This window comes from Brevundimonas sp., assembly GCF_027484365.1.
GTDB lineage: Bacteria > Pseudomonadota > Alphaproteobacteria > Caulobacterales > Caulobacteraceae > Brevundimonas.
In genome coordinates, this window is sequence record NZ_JAIXTC010000013.1 from 34286 (window position 1) to 54154 (window position 19869).

A 19869-nucleotide genomic window follows, 5' to 3' on the forward strand; every position below is an offset into this window, starting at 1 on the left:
GTCTTTTGGGCAAGGAGTAAAGGCGGCGGACCCTAGGGCGCGATCCGGAAAAGTGGAACCCGGTTTTCCGGTCGGATCACGCTGCGGCGAAGATTGGGCCCCTGAATTCACGCCAAAGGCCGGGACTCAAGGTCCGGCAGTCGCCGCATCGCCGCCCAACACTGTCGCCTCGATCCACCAATCGCCGTGGTTGTCGCGCAGGGCGGCGGCGGCACCGGCAGCGGCGGCGGCGTCCTCGAACAGGCCGAAGACGGTCGCCCCCGACCCCGACATCCGGGTCAGCCGTGCGCCGGTCGCCGCCATGGCGGACAGGGCCGCGCCGATTTCGGGCTCAAGGGCCACGGCGGGCGACTGAAGGTCGTTCCGCTGCCGGGCCAGCCAGTCGATCACGGTCGCGGGCGACCAGTCGGCCGGCGGGTCGGGACGGTCGGCCGACCTCGTCGCTCCGGCGTCATAGGCGCAATAGACGGCTCCGGTCGGCGACGGGCGACCCGGATTGGCGAGAACCGCGTGGAGCGGCGGAAGCGCGGGCTCGAAGGTCAGCCGGTCGCCGACGCCTTCCGCCCAGGCGGACCGGGCGGCCAGGCACATGGGACCGTCGGCTCCGACGACACGCGAGAGACCCGCCAGTTCGGCCTCGGTCAGATGGAGACCCAGAGCCTTCGTAGCGAGCTTCAGGGCGACGCCGGCGTCCGACGACCCGCCGCCCAGTCCCGCCGCGATCGGAAGCGTCTTCTCCAGGGTGATCGCCAGGGACGGCTCGCCGATGCCCGCCACATGCCCGAGCTCGCGCATGCCCCGCAGGATCAGGTTGTCGTCATCGCCCGCCAGGGCGGCGGCGAACGGACCGGTGACCGTCAGGGACAGGCGATCCGCGTGGGTCACCCAGACCCGGTCACCGACGTCGGCGAAGGCCACAAGGCTGGACAGGGGGTGGTAGCCGTCGGAGCCGGGCGCGGCGACATGGAGGAACAGATTGACCTTTGCCGGAGCCAGGGCCGACAGCGTGTCGGGCCAGGGCGTGGTCAGGGCTCCAGCCCCTGGGTCAGCTTGCGCTCCACCTCGGCGCGACGTTCGTCGTCCGGTTCGAGAGTCAGGACGCGGTTCCACTGGAAGCCCGCCTCGCGCCGCCGTCCCACCTGCCAGTAGGCGTCGCCGAGGTGGTCGTTGATCTCGGCGTTCGCGGGCTCCTTGGTCACGGCGTCTTCAAGGATGGCGACGGCCGTCTCGAACCGTCCCTGGCGGTAGAGCGCCCAGCCCATACTGTCCTGGATGTTGCCGTTGTCCGGGTCGGCGGCATGGGCGCGGGCGATCATCTCGGCGCCCTCGGCGATCCGGGCGCCCGAGTCGACCCAGAGGTAGCCGAGGTAATTCAGATAGGTTGGTTCCTCGGGCTCCGCCTGCAAGGCGGCCCACAGCTGGGCCTCGGCCTCGGGAATCCGGCCGAGGGATTCATAGGCGGCGCCGCGCATGAAGCGGATCTGGCCGCTCTGGTTCTCGACATCGAGAAGCGGTCCGTTCAGCAGGGTCAGCGCCTCTTCGTACCGCTCGAGCTGCAGTAGCTGGCCGGCAGTGACGAAGGCGATGGCCGGGTCGTTCGGGCGGGCCTCGCGCGCCGTCTGGAAGGCGGCGAGCGCCTCGTCCAGTTGCTGATCCTCGGCCAGGCTCAGGCCGATCGCGACCTGGGCAGCGGCGAAGAGGGGGGCATCGCTGCGCGGCACCAGGGCCAGGGCCGAACGCGAGGCCTTGTCGAGGTTCGCCTTGGCCAGGGTCTGGCCCAGCAGATAGCGGGTGTCGGCGTCGGGCTTCAGGTTCAGAGACAGGCGCAGATAGACGACCGCGAACTCGTTTGCATTTTCGTTTGACGCCTGACGGGAGGCGATGATGAGGGCGCGGGCGGCACCGTCCCGGTAGTCAGCGAGGGCCGGCGGCCGGCCCCGGGCAGCCACACGGGCCCTGGCAGCGACGATGGTCGTATCCTGCGATCCGGCGGCCAGGGTGGTGTCGTAGAAGGCCAGCGCCTCGGCCCGCTTGCCGCGGCGCTCGAGGAACTCGCCATAGGCGGCGCGGAACAGGGGCGCGGCGCGGGCATCAAGGGCCAGGGCGTGGAGTTCGGCCTCGGCCTCGTCGAAGCGACGGCGATGCTCCAGCAACTGGGCCTGATGATAGCGGCCGAACAGGACGGTGATCGGGTCCCCGGTCGGATTGGGTTCGGCGAGGGCCGTGTCCCAGTCCCCGGCGGCGGCAGCGATCCAGGGGCCGATCAGGGCGGCGGCGCGGGCGTGGGGGGCCAGGACCGGGCGGGCCTTCAGCGCCGCGTTGGCCGTGCGGGCGTCGCCGCCGACGAAGGTCTGGACCACGGACACCAGAGCCCCGGCCTCGGCGATGACGGGCGAGGCGGTTTCGGGATCGGGCGCGATCCGGGCGGCGACATCGAGATCGCCGGCCAGCAGGGCGGCGGTGAAAGCCTGGTCACGAACCGTCGGCTGTTCCGGGGTCAGGCTCTCCACGGCCCCGAGATAGACGGCTCCCGTTTCGGCTTCGCCACGGCTCAGCGCCGACCGGCCGGAGAGGTAGAGGCCATAGGCGGTGCGGCCCTCGTCATCGCGCGGCGCGGGAGACCAGACCCGGGGAATGGCCTCGATGGTCGGCGCGGGCGCCTCGGCCGCCTCGCCGACGGCGATCAGGGGGGCAACCGGCGGCAGGGGCGCGGCGACAGCCGGCTCAGGCAGGACATCCTGAATTCGCGGCGCGGGGTCCGCTACCGGCGGCGCCTCCTGCGCGAAGGCGGCAGCCGCCGTCAGGGCGGTGAAGGCGATGAGGATCGAGCGGAGGGAGGCATGACGCATTCCCCGACATTCACCGGCTTATGCGGCGGCGACAAGGCCCAATCCTCCCCCGTCAGGGTCGGGCCTACATGTTCGGATAGTTCGGACCGCCGCCGCCCTCAGGCGTCGTCCAGACGATGTTCTGTGACGGATCCTTGATGTCACAGGTTTTGCAGTGGACGCAGTTCTGGGCGTTGATGACGAACTTCGGATCGGTCCGGGCGACCTCGTCCGCGTAGACGACCTCATAGACCCCGGCCGGGCAGTAGAGGCGCGCGGGCTCCCCGTATTTCGGCAGGTTGACGCGGATCGGCACGGTCGGGTCGATCAGCTTCAGGTGAGCGGGCTGTTCCTCGGCGTGGTTGGTGTTGGAGATGAACACCGACGACAGCTTGTCGAAGCTGAGTTTGCCGTCCGGCTTCGGATAGGCGATCGCCTTGTGCTTCGAAGCCGGTTCGGTCGAGGCGGCGTCGGTCTTGGCGTGCTTCTGCGTTCCGAACAGCGACAGGCCGCCGAAGAGGGTTCCGAACCACATGTCGAAGATACCGAGCGCGCCGCCGACAGTGGTGCCGAACTTCGTCAGCAGGGGCTTGGCGTTCCGGACGCGTTTCAGCTCCTGATAGACCCAGCTGTTCTCGTAGGCGGTCTGGTATTCGACCAGTTCATCGCCTGCACGCCCCGACATCACGGCCTCATAGGCGGCGTCGGCGGCCAGCATGCCGGTCTTCATGGCGTTGTGGCTGCCCTTGATCCGCGGGACGTTCACGAAGCCGGCCGAGCAGCCGATCAGGACGCCGCCGGGGAAGCTGAGCTTCGGCACCGACTGGAAACCGCCCTCGGTGATGGCCCGCGCGCCATAGGAGATGCGGGTCCCGCCTTCCAGGTGTTCGGCGATGGCCGGGTGGTGTTTGAAGCGCTGGAACTCGTCGAACGGAGAGAGGAACGGGTTCTTGTAGTTCAGGTGCACGACGTAGCCGATGGCCACGTAGTTGTCCCCGAAGTGGTACATGAAGGAGCCGCCGCCGGTGAACTCGTCCAGCGGCCAACCCGTCGTGTGCTGGGCCAGGCCGGGCTGGTGCTTTTCGGGCGGAACCTGCCACAGTTCCTTGAGGCCGATGCCGTATTTCTGGGGCGACCGGCCGTCCTGCAGCCTGTGCCGCGCGGTGATGGTCTTGGCCAGCGAACCCCGCACGCCCTCGGCGATGAAGACGTATTTGCCGTGCAGTTCGATGCCCGGCTGGAAGTCGCCGGTCGGGGCGCCGTGCTTGTCGATGCCGAAAACGCCGGCGACCACGCCCTTCACCCGCCCGGACGGTTCGTCCCAGACGACATGGCTGGCGGCCATGCCAGGATAGATCTCGACGCCCAGACCCTCGGCCTGCTCGCCCAGCCAGCGTGTGACATTGCCGAGCGAGGCGATGTAGCAGCCGTCGTTATGCATCATGGGCGGCAGCATCGCCATCGGCAGGCTGATCTGGCCCATCGGCCCGAGGATCATGAACCGGTCCTTCGTGACCGAAGTCTCCAGAGGCGCGCCCATCGCCTTCCAGTCCGGGAACAGCTCGCCCAGCGCCTTCGGGTCGATCACAGCGCCGGACAGGATGTGGCCGCCGAGCTCGGCCGACTTCTCCAGCACGGCGACGGAAATCTCCTTCCCGTCCTTCTCCGCGCGTTGTTTCAGGCGGATGGCTGCGGCGAGGCCGGCCGGGCCGCCGCCGACGATCAGGACGTCATATTCCATGACCTCGCGCTCGACGCCCTGAAGCGCCTCCAGCGGCGGCAGGTTGTCGAGGATGGCTTCCTGGGCCGCCGTTTCAACGCCGCCTTCGATCGCTTCCTCGGCCATGTCGTTTCTCGTTCCTCGTGCGTCTTGTCGTTATCCACTTATCGGAAGGTGACGCGAGGGCGGTCAAGGCTTATCCCTGATCGCGTCCAGCCATGAACGCCGAACCCCGAGACATCGCCGCGATCGAAAGCCTGCTCGCCTTCTGGGCTGACGCAGGGGTGGACGCCTGTTTCGAAGAGGCCGCAGTCGACCGGACCATCGTCGTCGCCCCCGCCCTGAAGGCCGTGACCAGGGCGACGGCGTCGGTCACGACGGTCGTCGACATGGTCGATGCGACGTCGGACGCGCGCAGACTGGCCAACGGCGCGGACACGATGGAGGCGCTGGCCGAGGCCGCCGCCGGCTTCAAGGGCTGCGAACTGGTCGGGATGGGCGCCAGGGGCTGTGTCTTCGGTCGCGGCGATCCCCATGCCCCGATCCTGATCATCGGCGAGGCGCCCGGCGCCGAGGAGGACGCGGCGGGCCAGCCCTTCGTCGGCACGGCCGGCAAGCTGCTCGACCGGATGATCGCGGCGGCGGGGCTGACCGACAGGGTCTACATCACCAACACCGTCTTCTGGCGCCCCCCGGGCAACCGCACGCCGACGCCGCAGGAACAGGCGGTCTGCGCCCCGTTCGTGGAGCGGGCCTTCTTACTGATGAAGCCGAAGGCCGTGCTGCTGCTGGGCGCCGCGGCCGCCAAGGCGGTGCTCAGGACCGACGAGGGCATCATGCGCATGCGCGGCCAGTGGCGGGAGTGGCGACTGGCGGAGGGCGATGTCTCGGCCCCGGTCATCGCGACCCTGCATCCCGCCTTCCTGCTGAGGCAGCCCCAGGCGAAGCGTCAGGCCTGGGCGGACATGCTGGAACTGGCCGTGAGGCTGGACGCCCCGCAAAAGCCGTAGACCCGGACATATGGTGTCCATGCCGCTGATGTGATTGAGGAAGTCACAGCTTTGCGGCATACTTCCGCTTTGACGACCGATCGCAGACCGCGCGTGGCATCCCGAATCGAGACGGGAAACGCGCAGCACGAGGGGGCCGCCGCCTTGTTCAGTTTCCGCCGCCGCGTCCTCCGGGCGCCGACGCTCGCCTTTGTGATGGCCGCCGCATCGGCCGTCGCCCTGCCCGTCATGGCCGCGCCTGAACCCTATGTTTCCACGGTCGCTGCCGAGAACTCTGAAGAGGGCGAACAGGGCCTCCGCATCAGCACCAACGCCCTCTCGAACGCCGACCGGCTGAGCTACACCACCGCCTTCGACGCCCTGCGTCGGGGTGACCTGGAGACCGCCCGCAATTCGGCGCGTCAGGCCAATGACCGGGTCCTGCTGGGCCAGGTCGAGTTCGAACGGCTGTTCCACCCCGACTACACTGCGACCTATGATGAACTGGCGGCCTGGCTTCAGGATTATGCCGACCTGCCGAGCGCGCAGAGGGTCTATGCCCTGGCAGAACGTCGCCGCCCGGACGGCGCCGAGCCGCCGCGCCGCCCGACCGGGGCCTATTTCAGCCGAGCCTGGGACCAGGTGGCTGCGGCCGGGGGCAACTCAGAAGCCGATCCCGCCAAGGCCGCGCGCGTCGCTCTGAACCGCGACGACCTGCAGGGCGCCGTCAGCCAGGGCGAGCAGATCGGCGACTGGTGGGTCGTGGGTCTCGCCGCGTGGCGGATGGGCGACTTTCCCCGGTCCTTCACCGCCTTCGAACGCGTCGCCGTCGATCCGACGGAAGACAGCTGGACCCGTGCGGGCGCCGGCGTCTGGGCCGCCCGCGCAGCTGGTCAGATCGGCCGTCAGGACCGGGTCCAGGAATTCCTGACCCTGTCCGCCCGCTGGCCCGCGACCTTCTACGGCCAGATCGCCCTGCGTCAGCTGGGACAGGAGCCGACCGTCGTGAACAGCGGCGGCCCGGTTCCCTACGAAGCGGTGGCCCGCACAACACCGTCCAGCGACGGCCCCATCGGCATCAACCAGCGCGAGATGGACGAGTTCCTGAACACCGAGCCCCGCGCGCGACGCACGGTGGCCTTCTTCGAGATCGGTCGCGCCGGCGACGCCCGTGACGAGCTGAGGAACGGCCTGCGCACGGCCAGCGAGCGGACGCGCCGCCTCTGGACCGGGCTCGCCCGCGTGTTGGGACCGCGTCTGGGCGGCGGCAACGGCGGCGATACGACCCGGATCGACGCGGCCAACTATCCGATGCCGGAGATCGTCCCCGATGGCGGCTGGACGCTGGAACGGTCGCTCGTCTACGCGATCGCCCGCAAGGAAAGCGCCTTCAACGCCTCCGCCCGTTCACCCGTCGGCGCCTATGGCCTGATGCAGGTGATGCCGTCGACCGCGGCGGAAATGACCGGCGACCGGGGTTTCGTCTCCAACCCCCGGCGGCTGTTCACGCCGGCGACCAATGTCCGCCTCGGCCAGACCTATGTGAACCGCATGCTCGCGCGGCCGGAGTTCCAGGGCGACCTGCTGCGCGCCGTGGCCAGCTACAACGCCGGACCGGGACCGATGCTGGGCGCCTTGCGCCGACTGGGATCGAACCCCGATCCCCTGCTGCTGATCGAGACGATCGACGTGCCCCAGGCCCGCGAATATGTGGAGAAGGTGGTCGCAGCCTACTGGATCTATCAGCGCATGACGGGCGGACCGCTGAATACGCTCGACGCCGTCGCGGCCGGCCAGACCCTGGTGCCGATCAGCCTGGACTATGTGGCTCCGCCTCCCGGCGCGACGCCCGCCCCGACCGAGCCGGTTCAGGTGGCGTCGATGGCGCCGGTCGGGACGCGCTGAGCCCCCTGCACTTCGATGGACTCGGCGTGCCCGGGTCCACAGAGTCCAAATCTTGATCGTCTGAGCTAAGACCCAGCGGCAACATACGGATTTATATAATTTTTTCTAGCACCGCCCGCGCCTTGGCGGCCGTGCACCTTAGAGAATGCTGCCCACGAGCGAGGCGCACAGGCAGCAACCGACGAGGATGAAGACGCCATAGGTCATCAGCGTCGGGCGACGCTGTGCGGCCTGCGGGGGAGCGACATTCGGGGCGGTCGTCGGGTGCGAGGACATGGCGAAGGGGTCTCGGGTTCGATCGGGACCGTAACGCCGTTCCCTTAAGGGCTCGTTCGCAGGTCTCGTTAATCGGCAGTGACGCTGACCTAAGGCCGAACCGTGACAGCCAGTTCCGTCCATTCGAGGAAGTCCGGCTGCTGTAGCAACGCGGCAACATATGTGGCCGCAACGCCATCGACGTCGCCGTGGGCCGCCAGATCGATCTGATAGTGGCGGAAGCGCGTGGCCAGGGGGGTGAAGAAGGCGTCGGGCATCGACCAGTCGCCGAACAGCCAGGGACCGCCCGCGCCGAACCGCTCTCGCATCTCCCGCACGATCGACACGAAGCGGCGGACGTCGGCAGCGACCGTCTCGCTGGTCGGGGTCGGGGCGCGGTCGGGGCCGACCATTGTGTGGATGACGCCCGCCGCGTCCGGCCCCATGCTGCATTCGTTGCGCAGAGCCCCGAAACCGGAATGCATCTCGCAGGCGACCGAACGGGCCAGCCAGCGGGCATGGGCGTCGGCGGGCCACAGCTTCGCCTGCGGGAATCGCTCGGCGGCGAAGACGCAGATCGCCATCGAGTCCCAGATGGTCACCCCCTCGACCTTCAGGACCGGCACCTTGCCGGTCGGCGAGTGCTCGGCGAGGGCGGCAGCCGAGTCCGGCCCGTACAGCGGGACCTCGCGGACGGTGAATTCCGCCCCGCAGCGCTTGAGCACCAGCCAGGGACGCAGCGACCAGGTCGAGAAGGCGATGTTGCCGACGATCAATTCCAAGGTGGTTCTCCCCGCGATGACGCCGACTTTCCTTGACAGATTCGGCCCGGAAAGCCTTTACCCGCGCCCATGATCAGTCGCTATTCCCGCCCCGAAGCCGTCGCCATCTGGTCCAGCGAGACCAAGTACAAGATCTGGTTCGAGATCGAGGCCCATGCCGCCACCAAAATGGCCGAGCTGGGCGTGATCCCGACCGAGGCCGCCGAGGCCATCTGGACCAAGGGCGAGAACGCCGCCTGGGACTCCGACCGGATCGACGAGATCGAGCGGACGACCAAGCACGACGTCATCGCCTTCCTGACCCATGTCTCCGAGACGGTCGGCGAGGAAGCCCGGTTCCTGCATCAGGGCATGACCTCTTCGGACGTGCTGGACACCTGTTTCGCGGTGCAGCTGGCGCGGGCGTCGGACCTGCTGATCGCCGGCGTCGACCGGGTGCTGGCGGCGCTGGAGGCGCGGGCGAAGGAACACAAGTTCACGCCGACCGTCGGCCGTTCGCACGGCATCCATGCCGAACCGGTGACCTTCGGCCTGAAGCTGGCCGGCTATCACGCCGAGTTCCAGCGGGCGAAGCGCCGGCTGATCACAGCCAAGGAAGAGATCGCCACCTGCGCCATCTCCGGCGCCGTGGGGACCTTCGCCAACGTCGATCCGGCGGTCGAGGAGTATGTCGCCGCCAAGATGGGATTGCAGGTCGAGACTGTCTCGACCCAGGTGATCCCTCGTGACCGTCACGCCGCCTTCTTCGCTGCATTGGGCGTCGTGGCCTCGTCGATAGAGCGTCTGGCGGTCGAGATCCGCCACCTGCAGCGCACCGAAGTCCTCGAAGCCGAGGAGTTCTTCGACAAGGGTCAGAAGGGCTCGTCGGCCATGCCGCACAAGCGCAACCCCATCCTGACCGAGAACCTGACCGGCCTCGCCCGTCTGGTCCGCTCGTCGGTCGTGCCGGCGATGGAGAACGTCGCCCTGTGGCACGAGCGGGACATCAGCCATTCGTCGGTCGAGCGCGGCATCGGCCCGGATGCGACCATCCACCTGGACTTCGCCCTGAACCGCCTGGCCGGGGTGATGGAGCGGCTGCTGGTCTATCCAGAGAATATGCAGAAGAACCTCGACAAGCTCGGCGGCCTTGTCCACTCGCAGCGCGTCCTGCTGGCCCTGACGCAGCTGGGTCAGTCGCGCGAGGACTCCTATGCGGCGGTCCAGCGCAACGCGATGAAGGTCTGGCGCGGCGAGGGCAATTTCCTCGACTTCCTCAAGGAAGACCCCGAGGTCATCGTGCCGGACGCCGAGCTCGAGGCCCTGTTCGATCTCGGCTACCACACCAAGCATGTGGACACGGTGTTCAGGCGCGTGTTCGGATAGGGCGTGCCTGACCCGATCCGCCTGAACCCGGACCTCGACGCCCGCGACTATGCGGATGCGTTCCAACGCGACGGCATGGTTCAGGTGCCGGACTTCCTGACGCCCGACAGCGCCGACCGGCTCGAGGCCGCGCTGAAGACCGCGACGCCCTGGGGGCTGTCGCTGACCGATGCGGCGGGAAAGGGCGAATGGCTGTCACCCGCGGCGATCCAGACACTGGGTCGCGACGGGGTGGCGGCCAGGGCGCGCGAGGCGATGACCGCCGCCCGGACCGGGTTCGGTTTCAGCTTCCTGTCCTATCCGATCATCGACGCCCTGGTGGCCGGTCGCGAACCCGGACACCTGACCCACGCGCTCGCGGAGTTGCTCAACAGTCCCGAGGCGCGGGGCTTCTGCGCCGCCGTGGCCGGAGAGACCGGGATCACCAAGATCGACGCCCAGGCGACCCTGTTCCGGCCGGGCGACTATCTGACCCTGCACAACGATACGGGCGTGGGCGAACGGCGGGCGGCCTATACCCTGGGGCTGACCCGCGACTGGCGGACCGACTGGGGCGGCCAGCTCCTGTTCCACGACGAGGCCGGAGACGTGCCACGCGGACTGATGCCGAGGTTCAACGTCCTGACCCTGTTCCGGACGCCGCAATGGCATACGGTCGCGACCGTGGCCCCCTATGCCGGGGCGCCGAGGCTGTCGATCACGGGCTGGCTGCGCGACGACAAGCCCTACGTCGACCGGTGACGGCGACGGTCAAGCACGCCTTCGCGCCCCTCGCCGACGACCGGACACGTCTTCTGGTCCTGGGCAGTCTGCCGGGCGACGCCTCGCTGAAGGCCGCACAATACTATGCCCACCCGCAGAACGGCTTCTGGCGCCTGATCGGCGTGGCGATCGGTCGTGACCTTCACGCCATGGCCTATGCCGACCGCATCGAGGCCCTGCGGGTGGCGGGGATCGGCCTGTGGGACGTGATCGCCTCGGCGGAACGCCCGGGAAGTCTGGACGCCGCCATCCGGTCGCCCCAGGCGGCAGACCTCCGCGGCCTGATCAGCGCACTGCCGAACCTGAAGGCCGTCGCCTTCAACGGCTCGACGGCGGCGAAGGGCGGGCGAAAGATTCTGGCGGGCGTCGAGGGGCTGACCCTGATCGACCTGCCGTCCTCGAGCCCGGCCCACGCAACGCGCACCCTGGCCGAGAAGGCGGAACGCTGGGCCCTGCTGAAGGACGTCCTCGCCATAGACCGTTGAAGGCCGGCGCCCTGCGACGTTTTGGTCGCCGTGCATCCTTTCGCGCTCCCACCCGTCTTTGCTCAGACGCCGCCGATCACAGGCGGTTCTCAGGAGAAGACGCCATGAATTCCCGCATGCTCACCCTCACCGTCGCCTCGGCCGCCCTGCTGGGCCTGGCCGCGTGCAACAACGGAGCCGAGACCGAAGCCCCCGCCGCCGAAGCGGCCCCGGCCCAGACCGCACCGGTCTCGACCGACCCGATGGTCGGCGGCGCCGCCATGAGCCCGAATGAAACCATCGTCGCCAACGCCGCCAAGGCCTCGAACCTGACGACGCTGGTCAGCGCCGTCCAGGCCGCCGGCCTGGCCGAGACGCTGTCGGGTCCGGGCCCGTTCACGGTCTTCGCGCCGGACAACGCCGCCTTCGAGAAGGTGCCCGCCGCGACCCGGGAGGCCCTGATGGCGCCGGCCGGCAAGGCGGACCTGACCGAGATCCTGACCTATCACGTGGTGCCCGGCCGTCTGACCGCCGCCGATCTGGCCACCCAGGCCCAGGCCAACGGCGGCAAGGTCGAGCTGACCACGGTCGAAGGCGACACCCTGACAGTCAATGTGAACCCGGACGGCTCGGTCACACTGACCGACCAGAAGGGCGGAACCTCACGCGTGACCCAGGCCGATGTCCTGCAATCGAACGGCGTGGTTCACGTCATCGATACCGTCGTGATGCCGGACTGAACTTTTCGGTGAACCCTTTGGGTCCTGCCGCATTCTCATGATGCGCAAGACGCAAGACATCGGGTGAGGCTATCCCCCCCGGCCCCCGATAAAGGAAGGGCCGCACTCCCCCCGGGTGCGGCCCTTTTTTGCCTGATTCACGACACGCGACACGTGCCTCGATGTGGCTTATAATCTTGTAATCATTGCAAAAACTTAATCAGATTGGTGACATCCACAACGGGCCGTCGGCAGTAGCTCCTGTCCGAGCCGCCTCATTATCGAAGGTGGCCACTCAAAGGAGCTGACTGATGATCCGAACCGCCCTTCTCGCAGCCGCCCTCGTTCTTGGCCTCACGACCACGACGGCCTCTGCCCATGACCGCCCCAACCCCACGCGACATGGGGCATCTGCCACGGCTGCCACGCTTGTTGGCGTCGCCGCGTCCAATCCTGAATTTTCGACCCTGGTGACGGCTGTACAAGCTGCAGGACTCGCAGGCACGCTTTCGGGTGCCGGCCCCTTCACCGTCTTCGCCCCGACCAACGCCGGGTTCAATGCCTTGCCGGAAGGGACTGTGGCACGTCTGGTCCAGCCCCAACGCCGCGATCAGTTGACCCGCATTCTGACCTATCATGTGGTGCCGGGCCGCATCTCGGCCGCCGACCTGATCACCGCCGTGCGCGTCGGCGGGGGCAGCGCGACGCTGGAGACCGTAGAGGGAGGTCGCCTCGTGGCCCAGGATGCCGGGCGTGGCCGCCTGCGCCTGGTCGATTCCACAGGCGAGACCTTCTGGATTACGGGCACGGACGTGAACGCATCCAACGGCGTGATCCACGTTATCGACGGGGTCCTGACCCCGGGTCACTGAGACGACAGACGTCGGCGGGCATCGCTCGCCGACGTTTATGCCCCCGAACGACTGCCGTGACGAGCCCTCCATGCAATCGGGCATAAGGCTCAGCTCCCCCCGGGTGCGGCCCTTTTCCGTGTTTCACCCGAAGAGGCGTGGGCGTCGCTCAGGCCGCACCGAGGTCGTCCGGACCGGCCGACTGGCGCGACCGCCGGGCCAGCACGACCGCGCCACCGAGCAGCAGCAGGCCGGTAAGGCCCCACAAGGTCCATTCACCCACCGTCGGCACCGCCACGGCCGTATTGACGGTCTGGGAATAGGTCCGGGTCATCCCCCTGCAGGTGGTCAGCCCCCCCGAAGGGGTGCCCGTTACGGTCCTGGCGCCGGGCGTCGGAAACGGGGCCGAACAAGTTCCGGTGGTCGAGCCTATGATGTTGGCTGTGCACAGGGCTTGGTTGCCGTTGCCGCCGTCGGTGAAGGCCACCGACCCGGTGCAGGGGAGGCTAAATGTAGCTGTCAGAGTGACCGACTGCCCGACGGTCGATGGATTGGGCGCTCCGAGCACTGAAGTCAGAATCACCCCATCGCCGGCATGGACCGAGGATGCCGCCGCCAGCACGCCCAGCGCCGCTATTCGTGCGGCAAATCGAACCCCCGCTCCCCCCACAGGCACCCCCAAGATCCTTTCAAGCCCTTCAAAAATAGTCGAGAGATCAAGCCGAGGCAAACTGCAACGCTTGTACGCGACCCTTCTTCTTTCAGCGTTTCGGGCTCACCGGCGAAGGGGCTCCAAGAGAGGCCAAGGAATACCCACCCCGGCGCGAAAAACGCGCACTCCGACCGGCATGAGGATACTGTCCTGCTCAGGTTACAGACGACAGGTGCCGAACAGCCGGTCCGAGAACGAGACCACAACGCCGAAGCTACGGACGTCGTCGGGCATCGCTCGCCGACGTTTACTCACATGCACAACGGCTCTGGCATTATGCTCGGCCGTCAGGCCCGACTCCCACGGGGTGCGGCCTGTTCTGTGAGCGTCAGTCGATACGTCTTGAGCGCCGCTCAGGCCGCACCGAGGTCGTCCGGACCGGCCGTCTGCCGTGTCCGGCGCGCCAGCATGACCGCGCCGCCGATCAGCAACAGGCCTGCGAGGCCCCACATGGTCCACTCGCCGACAGTAGGGACGATGACCGCCGCATTGACGGTTTGGGAATAGGTCTGGGCAATCCCCATACAGTTGAAAGTCCCCGAAGGGGTGCCTGTGACGGTCCTGACGCCGGGGGTCGGAAACGACGCCGAGCAAGTACCCGTGTTGGTGCCCGGGACGGTGGCTGTGCAAAGGGCTGCATTGCCGTTGCCGCCGTCGGTGAAGGCCACCGTGCCATCACAGGTGCCGGTGAATGTGGCGGTGAGAGTGACCGACTGGCCGACGGTCGATGGATTGGGCCCCCCGGACACAGATGCCAGGGGCGCGCTGGCCTGGGCCGCCGCTGCCGCTATCAACACGCCCACGGCCGCAATTCCTGCGGTCGATCGAAGCAACGCACGCATCGCTACCCCCAAGCCCCGTTAACGGATCCGACCGTAGGCGAGAGATCGACCGGCGAAAACCCGGATTTGTCGACGGCGCCGCTTTTTCAGCTTTTCAGTCTCACCGGCGGAGGGGCTCGACGAGAGGCCCAAGAACACCCGCTCCGGCGGGAAAGCCGCCGACTCCGACCGGCATGTGGATACGCTCCTGCTCGGGTCGCAGACGATAGGTGCCGAACAGGCGGTCCCAGATGGAGAAGACCACGCCGAAATTGCTGTTGCCCTCCCGCATCTCCACGGAATGGTGCATCCGGTGCAGGCCCGGCGTGACCAGAACCCATCTGAGCGGCCGATCGATCGCCTCGGGCAACCGCACGTCGATGTGGTGGAAGAACTGCCAGACGCCGACGATGACCGCATAGGCCACAACCACCAGAAGCGGCAGGCCGAGCAGGACAAACAGAGTCAGCTGGAACGCCCCGAGCACAAGCGTCTCCAGCGGATGGTGGCGAACCGTGGTCGAACCATCGACGATCTCGTCAGAATGGTGGGTCCGGTGAAGGCGCCAGAGCCACGGCGTCATGTGCGCGAGCAGGTGGCCGAGATAGCCGATGAAATCGATCAGCAGAAACGAGACCAAGATCAGGGCCCAGGCGGGCAGCCCCATCGTAGCCAGAGGGGGAATCGGCAGCAGGCCTTGAACGCGCAGTGCGAAATCCAGCAGCAGGGGTGAAGCGGCGGCGAAAAGCCCGATCCCCAGCGCGAACAGGACGAGATTGGCCGCCCACCGCGTCCAGCGTCCCTGTTTGAGTCCCCGCAGCGGAAACAACTGCTCCAACCCGGCGGTCAGGACGAAGGCGCACAGAACCAGCACCACCTGCCAGCGGTTCATCTCCAACAGCAGATCGCCCATGCCAGCCCCCTATTCGAGCCGGACCACGCCCCTGTTCACAGCGGCCGGGCTCCCCATACCCTGAGGCCCTATTCTCCGGCGCGGACCTGATCGCGGGCCATCGAGGCCAGTTCGTCCATCTTGGAGCGGATTTCGCCCTCGGAGACGGTCAGGCCGGAGCCCTTGAAGTCGCCGGCGATCTTGCGGAACACGTCTTCCTCGCCCGGCTGTTCGAAGTCGGCGCGAACGACGGCCTTGCCGTATTCCTCGGCCGAATCGGGGCTCAGGCCCATCTTCTCGGCGGCCCACAGTCCCAGCAGCTTGTTGCGGCGGGCCATGGCCTTGAACTCTTGCTCCTGATCGAGCGCGAACTTGGACTCAAAGCCCTTTTCCCGATCATTGAAGGTCGTCATCAGTCGTCAGTCCATCCGTCGCGGGCCAGAGAAGGATGCGGCACCGCGAGGCTGGTCTATGACCGGGCGTCAACGAACGCAACGGATAACGGCTCGCAGCCACGACCCGTCCACGGACTTTTCACAGGTGTGGCTTCGGACGGTCATTTGTGTCGCAGGGCGCATTCGGCTAAGGAGAGCCCGACCTATTTCCCGCTCAGCTCGAGACCGGATCGCGCCGCCCAGACGACACTCTGGCCGCGCGATTTTCGTTTTCAGGCGACAGCGCATCCCCGTTCGGGACCCAAGATGATGAATTCGAAGCGCAAGAAGATTTACGAAGGCAAGGCCAAGATCCTCTACGAGGGACCCGAGCCCGGCACCCTGATCCAGTATTTCAAGGACGACGCCACCGCCTTCAACGCCCAGAAGAAGGCGACTCTGGAGGGCAAGGGCGTCATCAACAATCGTATCAGCGAGTTCGTGATGACCCGCCTGAACGGCATCGGCGTCACCAACCACTTCATCAAGCGGCTGAACCTGCGCGAGCAGCTGATCCGCGAGGTCGAGATCATTCCGCTGGAAGTCGTGTGCCGCAATATCGTGGCCGGCTCGCTGGCGACGCGTCTCGGCCAGGAGGAGGGCACGCCCCTGCCCCGCTCGATCATCGAGTTCTACTACAAGAAGGACGAGCTGAACGACCCGATGGTGACGGAAGAGCACATCACGGCGTTCAACTGGGCGAGCACCCAGGAGATCGACGACATCCTGGCCATGACCCTGCGCGTGAACGACTATCTGTCGGGCATGTTCGGCGCGGTCGGCATCACCCTGGTGGACTTCAAGATCGAGTTCGGACGGGTGTGGGAGAACGACTTCGCCCGCGTCATCCTCGCTGACGAGATCAGCCCCGACAGCTGCCGTCTGTGGGACACCGCAACCGGCGAGAAGATGGACAAGGACCGGTTCCGCCGCGACCTGGGCAATGTGATCGAAAGCTACACCGAGGTCGCCAAACGCCTCGGCATCATGAAGGACATGCCGACCGTGATTCAGGGGGGACTGCACTGATGGCGAAGGTCAAGGTTCACGTCTTCCTCAAGCCCGGCGTGCTGGACGTTCAGGGCAAGGCCGTCGAAGGCGCGCTCAAGGGTCTGGGGTGGGCCGGCGTCACCGACGCCCGGGTCGGCAAGCTGATCGAGTTCGATCTCGACGGCGTGGAGGATCCCGCCGCCGAGGCGAAGAAGATGTGCGAGACCCTTCTGGCCAACACGGTCATCGAAAGCTACCGGGTCGAGGTCGCCTAGCAACCGTTCCTGCGAGCGGTCGTTTCAGACGCCGAACGTAAAGGAGCGCGCTATGGTCTTCACCCTGACCTCCAACGACTTCAAGGACGGCGACGTCCTGCCCGACGCCCAGGTGCAGGCGAAGGGGAACACCTCTCCGCATCTGGCCTGGTCCGGTGCGCCCGAGGGGACGAAGTCGTTCGCCGTCACCCTTTACGATCCCGACGCGCCGACAGGCTCGGGGTTCTGGCACTGGACCGTGGCCAACATCCCCGCCGACGTCAGCGAGATCCCGGCGGGCGGTCCCGTACCGTTGGGCGCGGTCGAGGGTCGCACGGACTACGGATCGCCGGGCTTCGGCGGGGCCGCGCCGCCTCCCGGACACGGCCCGCATCGTTACATCTTCACCGTCTTCGCCGTGGATACGGAGACGCTCGACGTGACGCCGGACAACTCCGGAGCCGTTTTCGGCTTCAACCTGTGTTTCCATACCCTGGCGCGGGCCTCGATCACCGCGACCTACGAGAACCGGGGCTGAGCCCTACCTCAGGGTCAGGATGACGCGCAGGCCGGCGGTCAGGATCGGGTCGCGATCCTCGTCTCCGCCCGGATTGTAGATCCACTGCAGGTCGGGCTGGATCGTGAAGGGTCCGAAGGTGTCGGCGTAGGTCAGCTCGATGCCGCCTTCGGCCTCGCCGAAGGTCACGCCCCCATCCCGGGCATTGGCCTGGGCCTTGTCCGACAGGAGGCCCTGGTGGAAGCCGATCGAGAAGGCGCTGTCGGGCCGGCCTTCGAACACGGAGTCGACCCGAAGGCCGGTCTGCCATCCGCCGTTGAAGTCGGTGGTGTCTCCGTCCGATACGCCCAGCCGAACGAAGGCGCGGACCGTCGGGGCGTCCTCTGCTTCGAACACGGTTCCCTCCGCGACGAGATAGGCGCCCTGGGCGTCGCTGAGCGCCGGGTCGCCGCCGGGCAGGACGTCCCGGATATCCTCCTGGCCCTCCCCATAGCGCCAGGCGCCGACGGCGATCCGCACGGGACCGGTCCATCCGGCCTCGGCCAGGTAGAGAATGCCGTCGTCCATCGTGGTATCGACGCCGCCGTCGTCACCGATTGTTCCGGCCCGGGCGTTCACCGCGGCGGCCTGGACATGGAGCCCTTCGCGCGAGCCGATCCGCACCCGAACCGCCAGCGAGGTCGACGGGAAGATGGCCGGCCCGTTTGGTCCGGTCGCGGCCAGTTCGGAGCCGATGCCGAACGGGGGCGCGATCAACAGGTCAGAGGCCTCGGTGGCATAGAACTCGCTGTTCACGTCGTAGAGACCCGCCAGCACCGAGCCGGCGCCATCGGCCAGATCCTGTTCGATCCAGGCCTCGTACAGACGCACGCCCGGGGAACCGACCTCGATATTGTCATAGCCCTGAAGCGTCCCGGCGATCGCGTTCGGCTCGCCCCCGCCGTTGGCCAGCAGGCTGAAGTGGACGCGCGCGCCACGCCAGCCGAACTGACGTTCAAGATCGCCGTCCAGCGAGAGGTCGAGATTGTCCAGAAAGCGTCCGGCAGGGGTCTCGATGCCATCCACCACGCCGATGACGTCGGCGGTGTAGGCGGACTGCAATTGCCAGACTGGCTCAACCGCAGGCTCTGCAGGTCCGTCGCCAACTCCGGCGAAAGCGACAGTTGACGATAACAATACGCCTACAGCAACCGATACAGTTACATGCGAAATCGAGATCATGGCGCTGCCTTTCCATTCTGGAATGGGGCGAAATTCAACAACATCCGCCGCCCGTTTCCATGAGTGTCACTCATGCCCATCAAGAAAACGCGTGTTTCCGGATACGTAGAGTTCCCTACTCGGGATATCGGCAGTCGTTAGGATTCTTTGATTACTGAAAAGGGTGAAGAACCGGAGACCGCCGTGCTGTCAACGATCCGATCCAAAGTGAAATTCGCGGGTTATGCCGTTCTGGCCCTTTGCGGTCTGAGCTCGGGCGTGGGTCTGGTGGTCGCACTTATGCTGAGCGCATCACTGGCGGACTCGACCCGAACATCGCAGATCATGCGGAACCACCTCGAGGGCGACATGATGCATGACGCCCTCAACAGCGATGTGCTCGCCGCACTGCTCGCCGCCGAACAGGGGCGGGTGTCAGAAATTGGCGGCATCCGGACGGATCTGGAGGAGCATGCCGCCCATTTCCGCGCCATGATCGCGGAGAACAAGGCGATCGCCACGGACCCCGGGACCATCGAGGTGCTGACGGCGGTCGAACAACCGCTGGAGCAGTACATCGCCGCGGCCGAGGCGATCGTGGCCCTGGCCGCCACCGACCCGGTGGGCGCCAACGCCGCCCTGCCGGCCTTCAGTACTCGATTCAGCGAGCTCGAAGACCGGAACGGGGCCGCCTCTGAAGCGATCGAGGCGACACTGACTGACACCAAGGCCCGCGCCGACTTTCTCGTCGTGGGCGGCGATATCCTGATCGGCCTGACAGTTCTGCTGGCGATCGGTCTGACCCTGCTGCTCAATCGCCAGGCGGTGCGGACGGTGGTGGAGCCGATCGGCGTGCTTAATGATGAAATGACCGCCCTGTCGGCAGGGGACACCACCGTCGAATTGACCAGTGCGGGCCGTCAGGACGAAATCGGGAAGGTCGGCCGCTCGGTCGTGGACCTGCAGGCCCTGATCATCGAACGCGCGCGCGCCGAGGCCCAGGCCCAGGCGACCCAGCGCAGTGTGGCGGAACAGGCCCAGCTGGCCGTCGCCGAACAGCAGGCCGAGGTCGTGACCGCCATGGCGGAGGGCTTGGATCATCTGATGCGCGGCGACCTGAGCCATCGCATCGAGCGCCGCTTCCCTGAGGGGTATGAAAAGCTGAAGGCCGATTTCAACGCCGCCATGGCGCAACTCCAGGAAACCTTGTTGTCGGTCGATGGCAACGCTTCAGTGATCCGCAGCGGCGCCCATGAGATGACCCAGGCCACCGACGACCTGTCGCGCCGGACCGAGCAGCAGGCCGCCTCTCTGGAGGAGACCGCCGCCGCCCTGGACGAGATCACCGCCACGGTGAACCGCACGGCCTCGGGCGCGCGTCAGGCCTCGGAGACGGTCCAGGCCGCCAA

21 protein-coding genes are annotated in these 19869 nt (G+C 67.1%); 11 read left to right on the forward strand and 10 right to left on the reverse strand.

The genetic code is table 11. The features are described from left to right. Positions 1–126: 126 nt before the first annotated feature. From Q0044_RS05255 to Q0044_RS05265, 3 genes are all read right to left on the reverse strand, one after another. Positions 127–1029 carry a 4-(cytidine 5'-diphospho)-2-C-methyl-D-erythritol kinase gene (locus Q0044_RS05255; RefSeq protein WP_524536149.1) on the reverse strand — a complete coding sequence of 301 codons (903 nt, stop codon included), beginning with the start codon at positions 1027–1029 and terminating at the stop codon, positions 127–129. Further along, positions 1026–2849 carry a tetratricopeptide repeat protein gene (locus Q0044_RS05260; RefSeq protein ID WP_298160464.1) on the reverse strand — a complete coding sequence of 608 codons (1824 nt, stop codon included), beginning with the start codon at positions 2847–2849 and terminating at the stop codon, positions 1026–1028. The genes Q0044_RS05255 and Q0044_RS05260 overlap by 4 nt, the downstream gene beginning before the upstream one ends. 64 nt (positions 2850–2913) lie before the next feature. Then, positions 2914–4569 (reverse strand): electron transfer flavoprotein-ubiquinone oxidoreductase, encoded by a 1656-nt coding sequence (locus tag Q0044_RS05265; RefSeq protein WP_298160500.1) that lies wholly within the window; start codon positions 4567–4569, stop codon positions 2914–2916. Between the two features lie 197 nt (positions 4570–4766). On the opposite strand from Q0044_RS05265, the gene Q0044_RS05270 reads away from it, so the two are divergent. After that, positions 4767–5558, forward strand: coding sequence for a uracil-DNA glycosylase (locus Q0044_RS05270; RefSeq protein WP_298160466.1), 792 nt, complete (start codon positions 4767–4769; stop codon positions 5556–5558). A 93-nt stretch (positions 5559–5651) separates the two neighbouring features. Further along, on the forward strand, positions 5652–7442 hold the full coding sequence (locus Q0044_RS05275; RefSeq protein ID WP_298160468.1) for a lytic transglycosylase domain-containing protein: 1791 nt from the start codon (positions 5652–5654) through the stop codon (positions 7440–7442). A gap of 138 nt (positions 7443–7580) precedes the next feature. Here the strand turns inward: Q0044_RS05275 and Q0044_RS05280 are convergent, their stop codons facing one another. Then, positions 7581–7718, reverse strand: coding sequence for a hypothetical protein (locus tag Q0044_RS05280; protein WP_298160470.1), 138 nt, complete (start codon positions 7716–7718; stop codon positions 7581–7583). Positions 7719–7807: 89 nt separating this feature from the next. After that, the gene (locus tag Q0044_RS05285) at positions 7808–8479 is read right to left on the reverse strand and encodes a glutathione S-transferase family protein (RefSeq protein WP_298160472.1); all 672 of its coding nucleotides are present in this window, start codon (positions 8477–8479) and stop codon (positions 7808–7810) included. 69 nt (positions 8480–8548) lie between these two features. On the opposite strand from Q0044_RS05285, the gene purB reads away from it, so the two are divergent. The 5 genes from purB (at position 8549) to Q0044_RS05310 (ending at position 12661) form a co-directional block, all read left to right on the forward strand. Continuing rightward, complete coding sequence (purB, locus tag Q0044_RS05290; protein ID WP_298160474.1) at positions 8549–9844, forward strand: adenylosuccinate lyase; 1296 nt, start codon at positions 8549–8551, stop codon at positions 9842–9844. Positions 9845–9847: 3 nt separating this feature from the next. Then, positions 9848–10585, forward strand: a complete 738-nt coding sequence (locus Q0044_RS05295; RefSeq protein ID WP_298160476.1) for a 2OG-Fe(II) oxygenase — start codon at positions 9848–9850, stop codon at positions 10583–10585. Continuing rightward, entirely contained in the window at positions 10582–11091 is a 510-nt protein-coding gene (locus tag Q0044_RS05300) for a DNA-deoxyinosine glycosylase (protein ID WP_298160478.1), read from the forward strand. Before Q0044_RS05295 ends, Q0044_RS05300 begins: the two co-directional genes overlap by 4 nt. 104 nt (positions 11092–11195) lie before the next feature. Next, complete coding sequence (locus Q0044_RS05305) at positions 11196–11810, forward strand: fasciclin domain-containing protein (RefSeq protein ID WP_298160479.1); 615 nt, start codon at positions 11196–11198, stop codon at positions 11808–11810. A gap of 290 nt (positions 11811–12100) precedes the next feature. Next, complete coding sequence (locus Q0044_RS05310; RefSeq protein ID WP_298160481.1) at positions 12101–12661, forward strand: fasciclin domain-containing protein; 561 nt, start codon at positions 12101–12103, stop codon at positions 12659–12661. 148 nt (positions 12662–12809) lie between these two features. Here Q0044_RS05310 and Q0044_RS05315 read toward each other — a convergent pair whose 3' ends face one another. From Q0044_RS05315 to Q0044_RS05330, 4 genes are all read right to left on the reverse strand, one after another. Further along, complete coding sequence (locus Q0044_RS05315) at positions 12810–12974, reverse strand: hypothetical protein (RefSeq protein ID WP_298160482.1); 165 nt, start codon at positions 12972–12974, stop codon at positions 12810–12812. A gap of 731 nt (positions 12975–13705) precedes the next feature. After that, positions 13706–14155, reverse strand: coding sequence for a hypothetical protein (locus Q0044_RS05320; protein ID WP_298160484.1), 450 nt, complete (start codon positions 14153–14155; stop codon positions 13706–13708). Positions 14156–14294: 139 nt separating this feature from the next. Further along, the gene (locus Q0044_RS05325; RefSeq protein WP_298160486.1) at positions 14295–15086 is read right to left on the reverse strand and encodes a sterol desaturase family protein; all 792 of its coding nucleotides are present in this window, start codon (positions 15084–15086) and stop codon (positions 14295–14297) included. A 68-nt stretch (positions 15087–15154) separates the two neighbouring features. Further along, positions 15155–15478: a DUF1476 domain-containing protein gene (locus Q0044_RS05330; RefSeq protein ID WP_298160488.1), complete on the reverse strand. Its 324-nt coding sequence runs from the start codon at positions 15476–15478 to the stop codon at positions 15155–15157. A gap of 291 nt (positions 15479–15769) precedes the next feature. Between Q0044_RS05330 and purC the strand changes: the two genes are divergently transcribed. The 3 genes from purC to Q0044_RS05345 are packed head-to-tail and all read left to right on the forward strand — an operon-like array spanning position 15770 to position 17281. Further along, positions 15770–16528, forward strand: coding sequence for a phosphoribosylaminoimidazolesuccinocarboxamide synthase (gene purC / locus Q0044_RS05335; RefSeq protein ID WP_298160490.1), 759 nt, complete (start codon positions 15770–15772; stop codon positions 16526–16528). Then, entirely contained in the window at positions 16528–16764 is a 237-nt protein-coding gene (gene purS, locus Q0044_RS05340) for a phosphoribosylformylglycinamidine synthase subunit PurS (protein WP_298160491.1), read from the forward strand. Before purC ends, purS begins: the two co-directional genes overlap by 1 nt. 52 nt (positions 16765–16816) lie before the next feature. After that, positions 16817–17281 (forward strand): YbhB/YbcL family Raf kinase inhibitor-like protein, encoded by a 465-nt coding sequence (locus Q0044_RS05345; protein ID WP_298160493.1) that lies wholly within the window; start codon positions 16817–16819, stop codon positions 17279–17281. A gap of 3 nt (positions 17282–17284) precedes the next feature. On the opposite strand, the gene Q0044_RS05350 is transcribed toward Q0044_RS05345, so the two are convergent. Beyond that, positions 17285–18361 carry a carbohydrate porin gene (locus Q0044_RS05350; protein WP_298160495.1) on the reverse strand — a complete coding sequence of 359 codons (1077 nt, stop codon included), beginning with the start codon at positions 18359–18361 and terminating at the stop codon, positions 17285–17287. 303 nt (positions 18362–18664) lie between these two features. Between Q0044_RS05350 and Q0044_RS05355 the strand changes: the two genes are divergently transcribed. Further along, positions 18665–19869, forward strand: a 1205-nt coding sequence (locus Q0044_RS05355; RefSeq protein ID WP_298160496.1) for a HAMP domain-containing protein, incomplete at its 3' end; no start/stop codon positions are given.

Bases quoted from the DNA above. Each gene is read 5' to 3' on its own strand.
- Q0044_RS05330 (WP_298160488.1), bottom strand. From the start codon at position 15,478: ATGACGACCTTCAATGATCGGGAAAAGGGCTTTGAGTCCAAGTTCGCG.
- purC (WP_298160490.1), top strand. From the start codon at position 15,770: ATGAATTCGAAGCGCAAGAAGATTTACGAAGGCAAGGCCAAGATCCTC.
- purB (WP_298160474.1), top strand. From the start codon at position 8,549: ATGATCAGTCGCTATTCCCGCCCCGAAGCCGTCGCCATCTGGTCCAGC.
- Q0044_RS05270 (WP_298160466.1), top strand. From the start codon at position 4,767: ATGAACGCCGAACCCCGAGACATCGCCGCGATCGAAAGCCTGCTCGCC.
- Q0044_RS05260 (WP_298160464.1), bottom strand. From the start codon at position 2,849: ATGCGTCATGCCTCCCTCCGCTCGATCCTCATCGCCTTCACCGCCCTG.
- Q0044_RS05310 (WP_298160481.1), top strand. From the start codon at position 12,101: ATGATCCGAACCGCCCTTCTCGCAGCCGCCCTCGTTCTTGGCCTCACG.
- Q0044_RS05325 (WP_298160486.1), bottom strand. From the start codon at position 15,086: ATGGGCGATCTGCTGTTGGAGATGAACCGCTGGCAGGTGGTGCTGGTT.
- Q0044_RS05305 (WP_298160479.1), top strand. From the start codon at position 11,196: ATGAATTCCCGCATGCTCACCCTCACCGTCGCCTCGGCCGCCCTGCTG.
- Q0044_RS05315 (WP_298160482.1), bottom strand. From the start codon at position 12,974: ATGACCCGGACCTATTCCCAGACCGTCAATACGGCCGTGGCGGTGCCG.
- Q0044_RS05265 (WP_298160500.1), bottom strand. From the start codon at position 4,569: ATGGAATATGACGTCCTGATCGTCGGCGGCGGCCCGGCCGGCCTCGCC.
- Q0044_RS05280 (WP_298160470.1), bottom strand. From the start codon at position 7,718: ATGTCCTCGCACCCGACGACCGCCCCGAATGTCGCTCCCCCGCAGGCC.
- Q0044_RS05345 (WP_298160493.1), top strand. From the start codon at position 16,817: ATGGTCTTCACCCTGACCTCCAACGACTTCAAGGACGGCGACGTCCTG.
- purS (WP_298160491.1), top strand. From the start codon at position 16,528: ATGGCGAAGGTCAAGGTTCACGTCTTCCTCAAGCCCGGCGTGCTGGAC.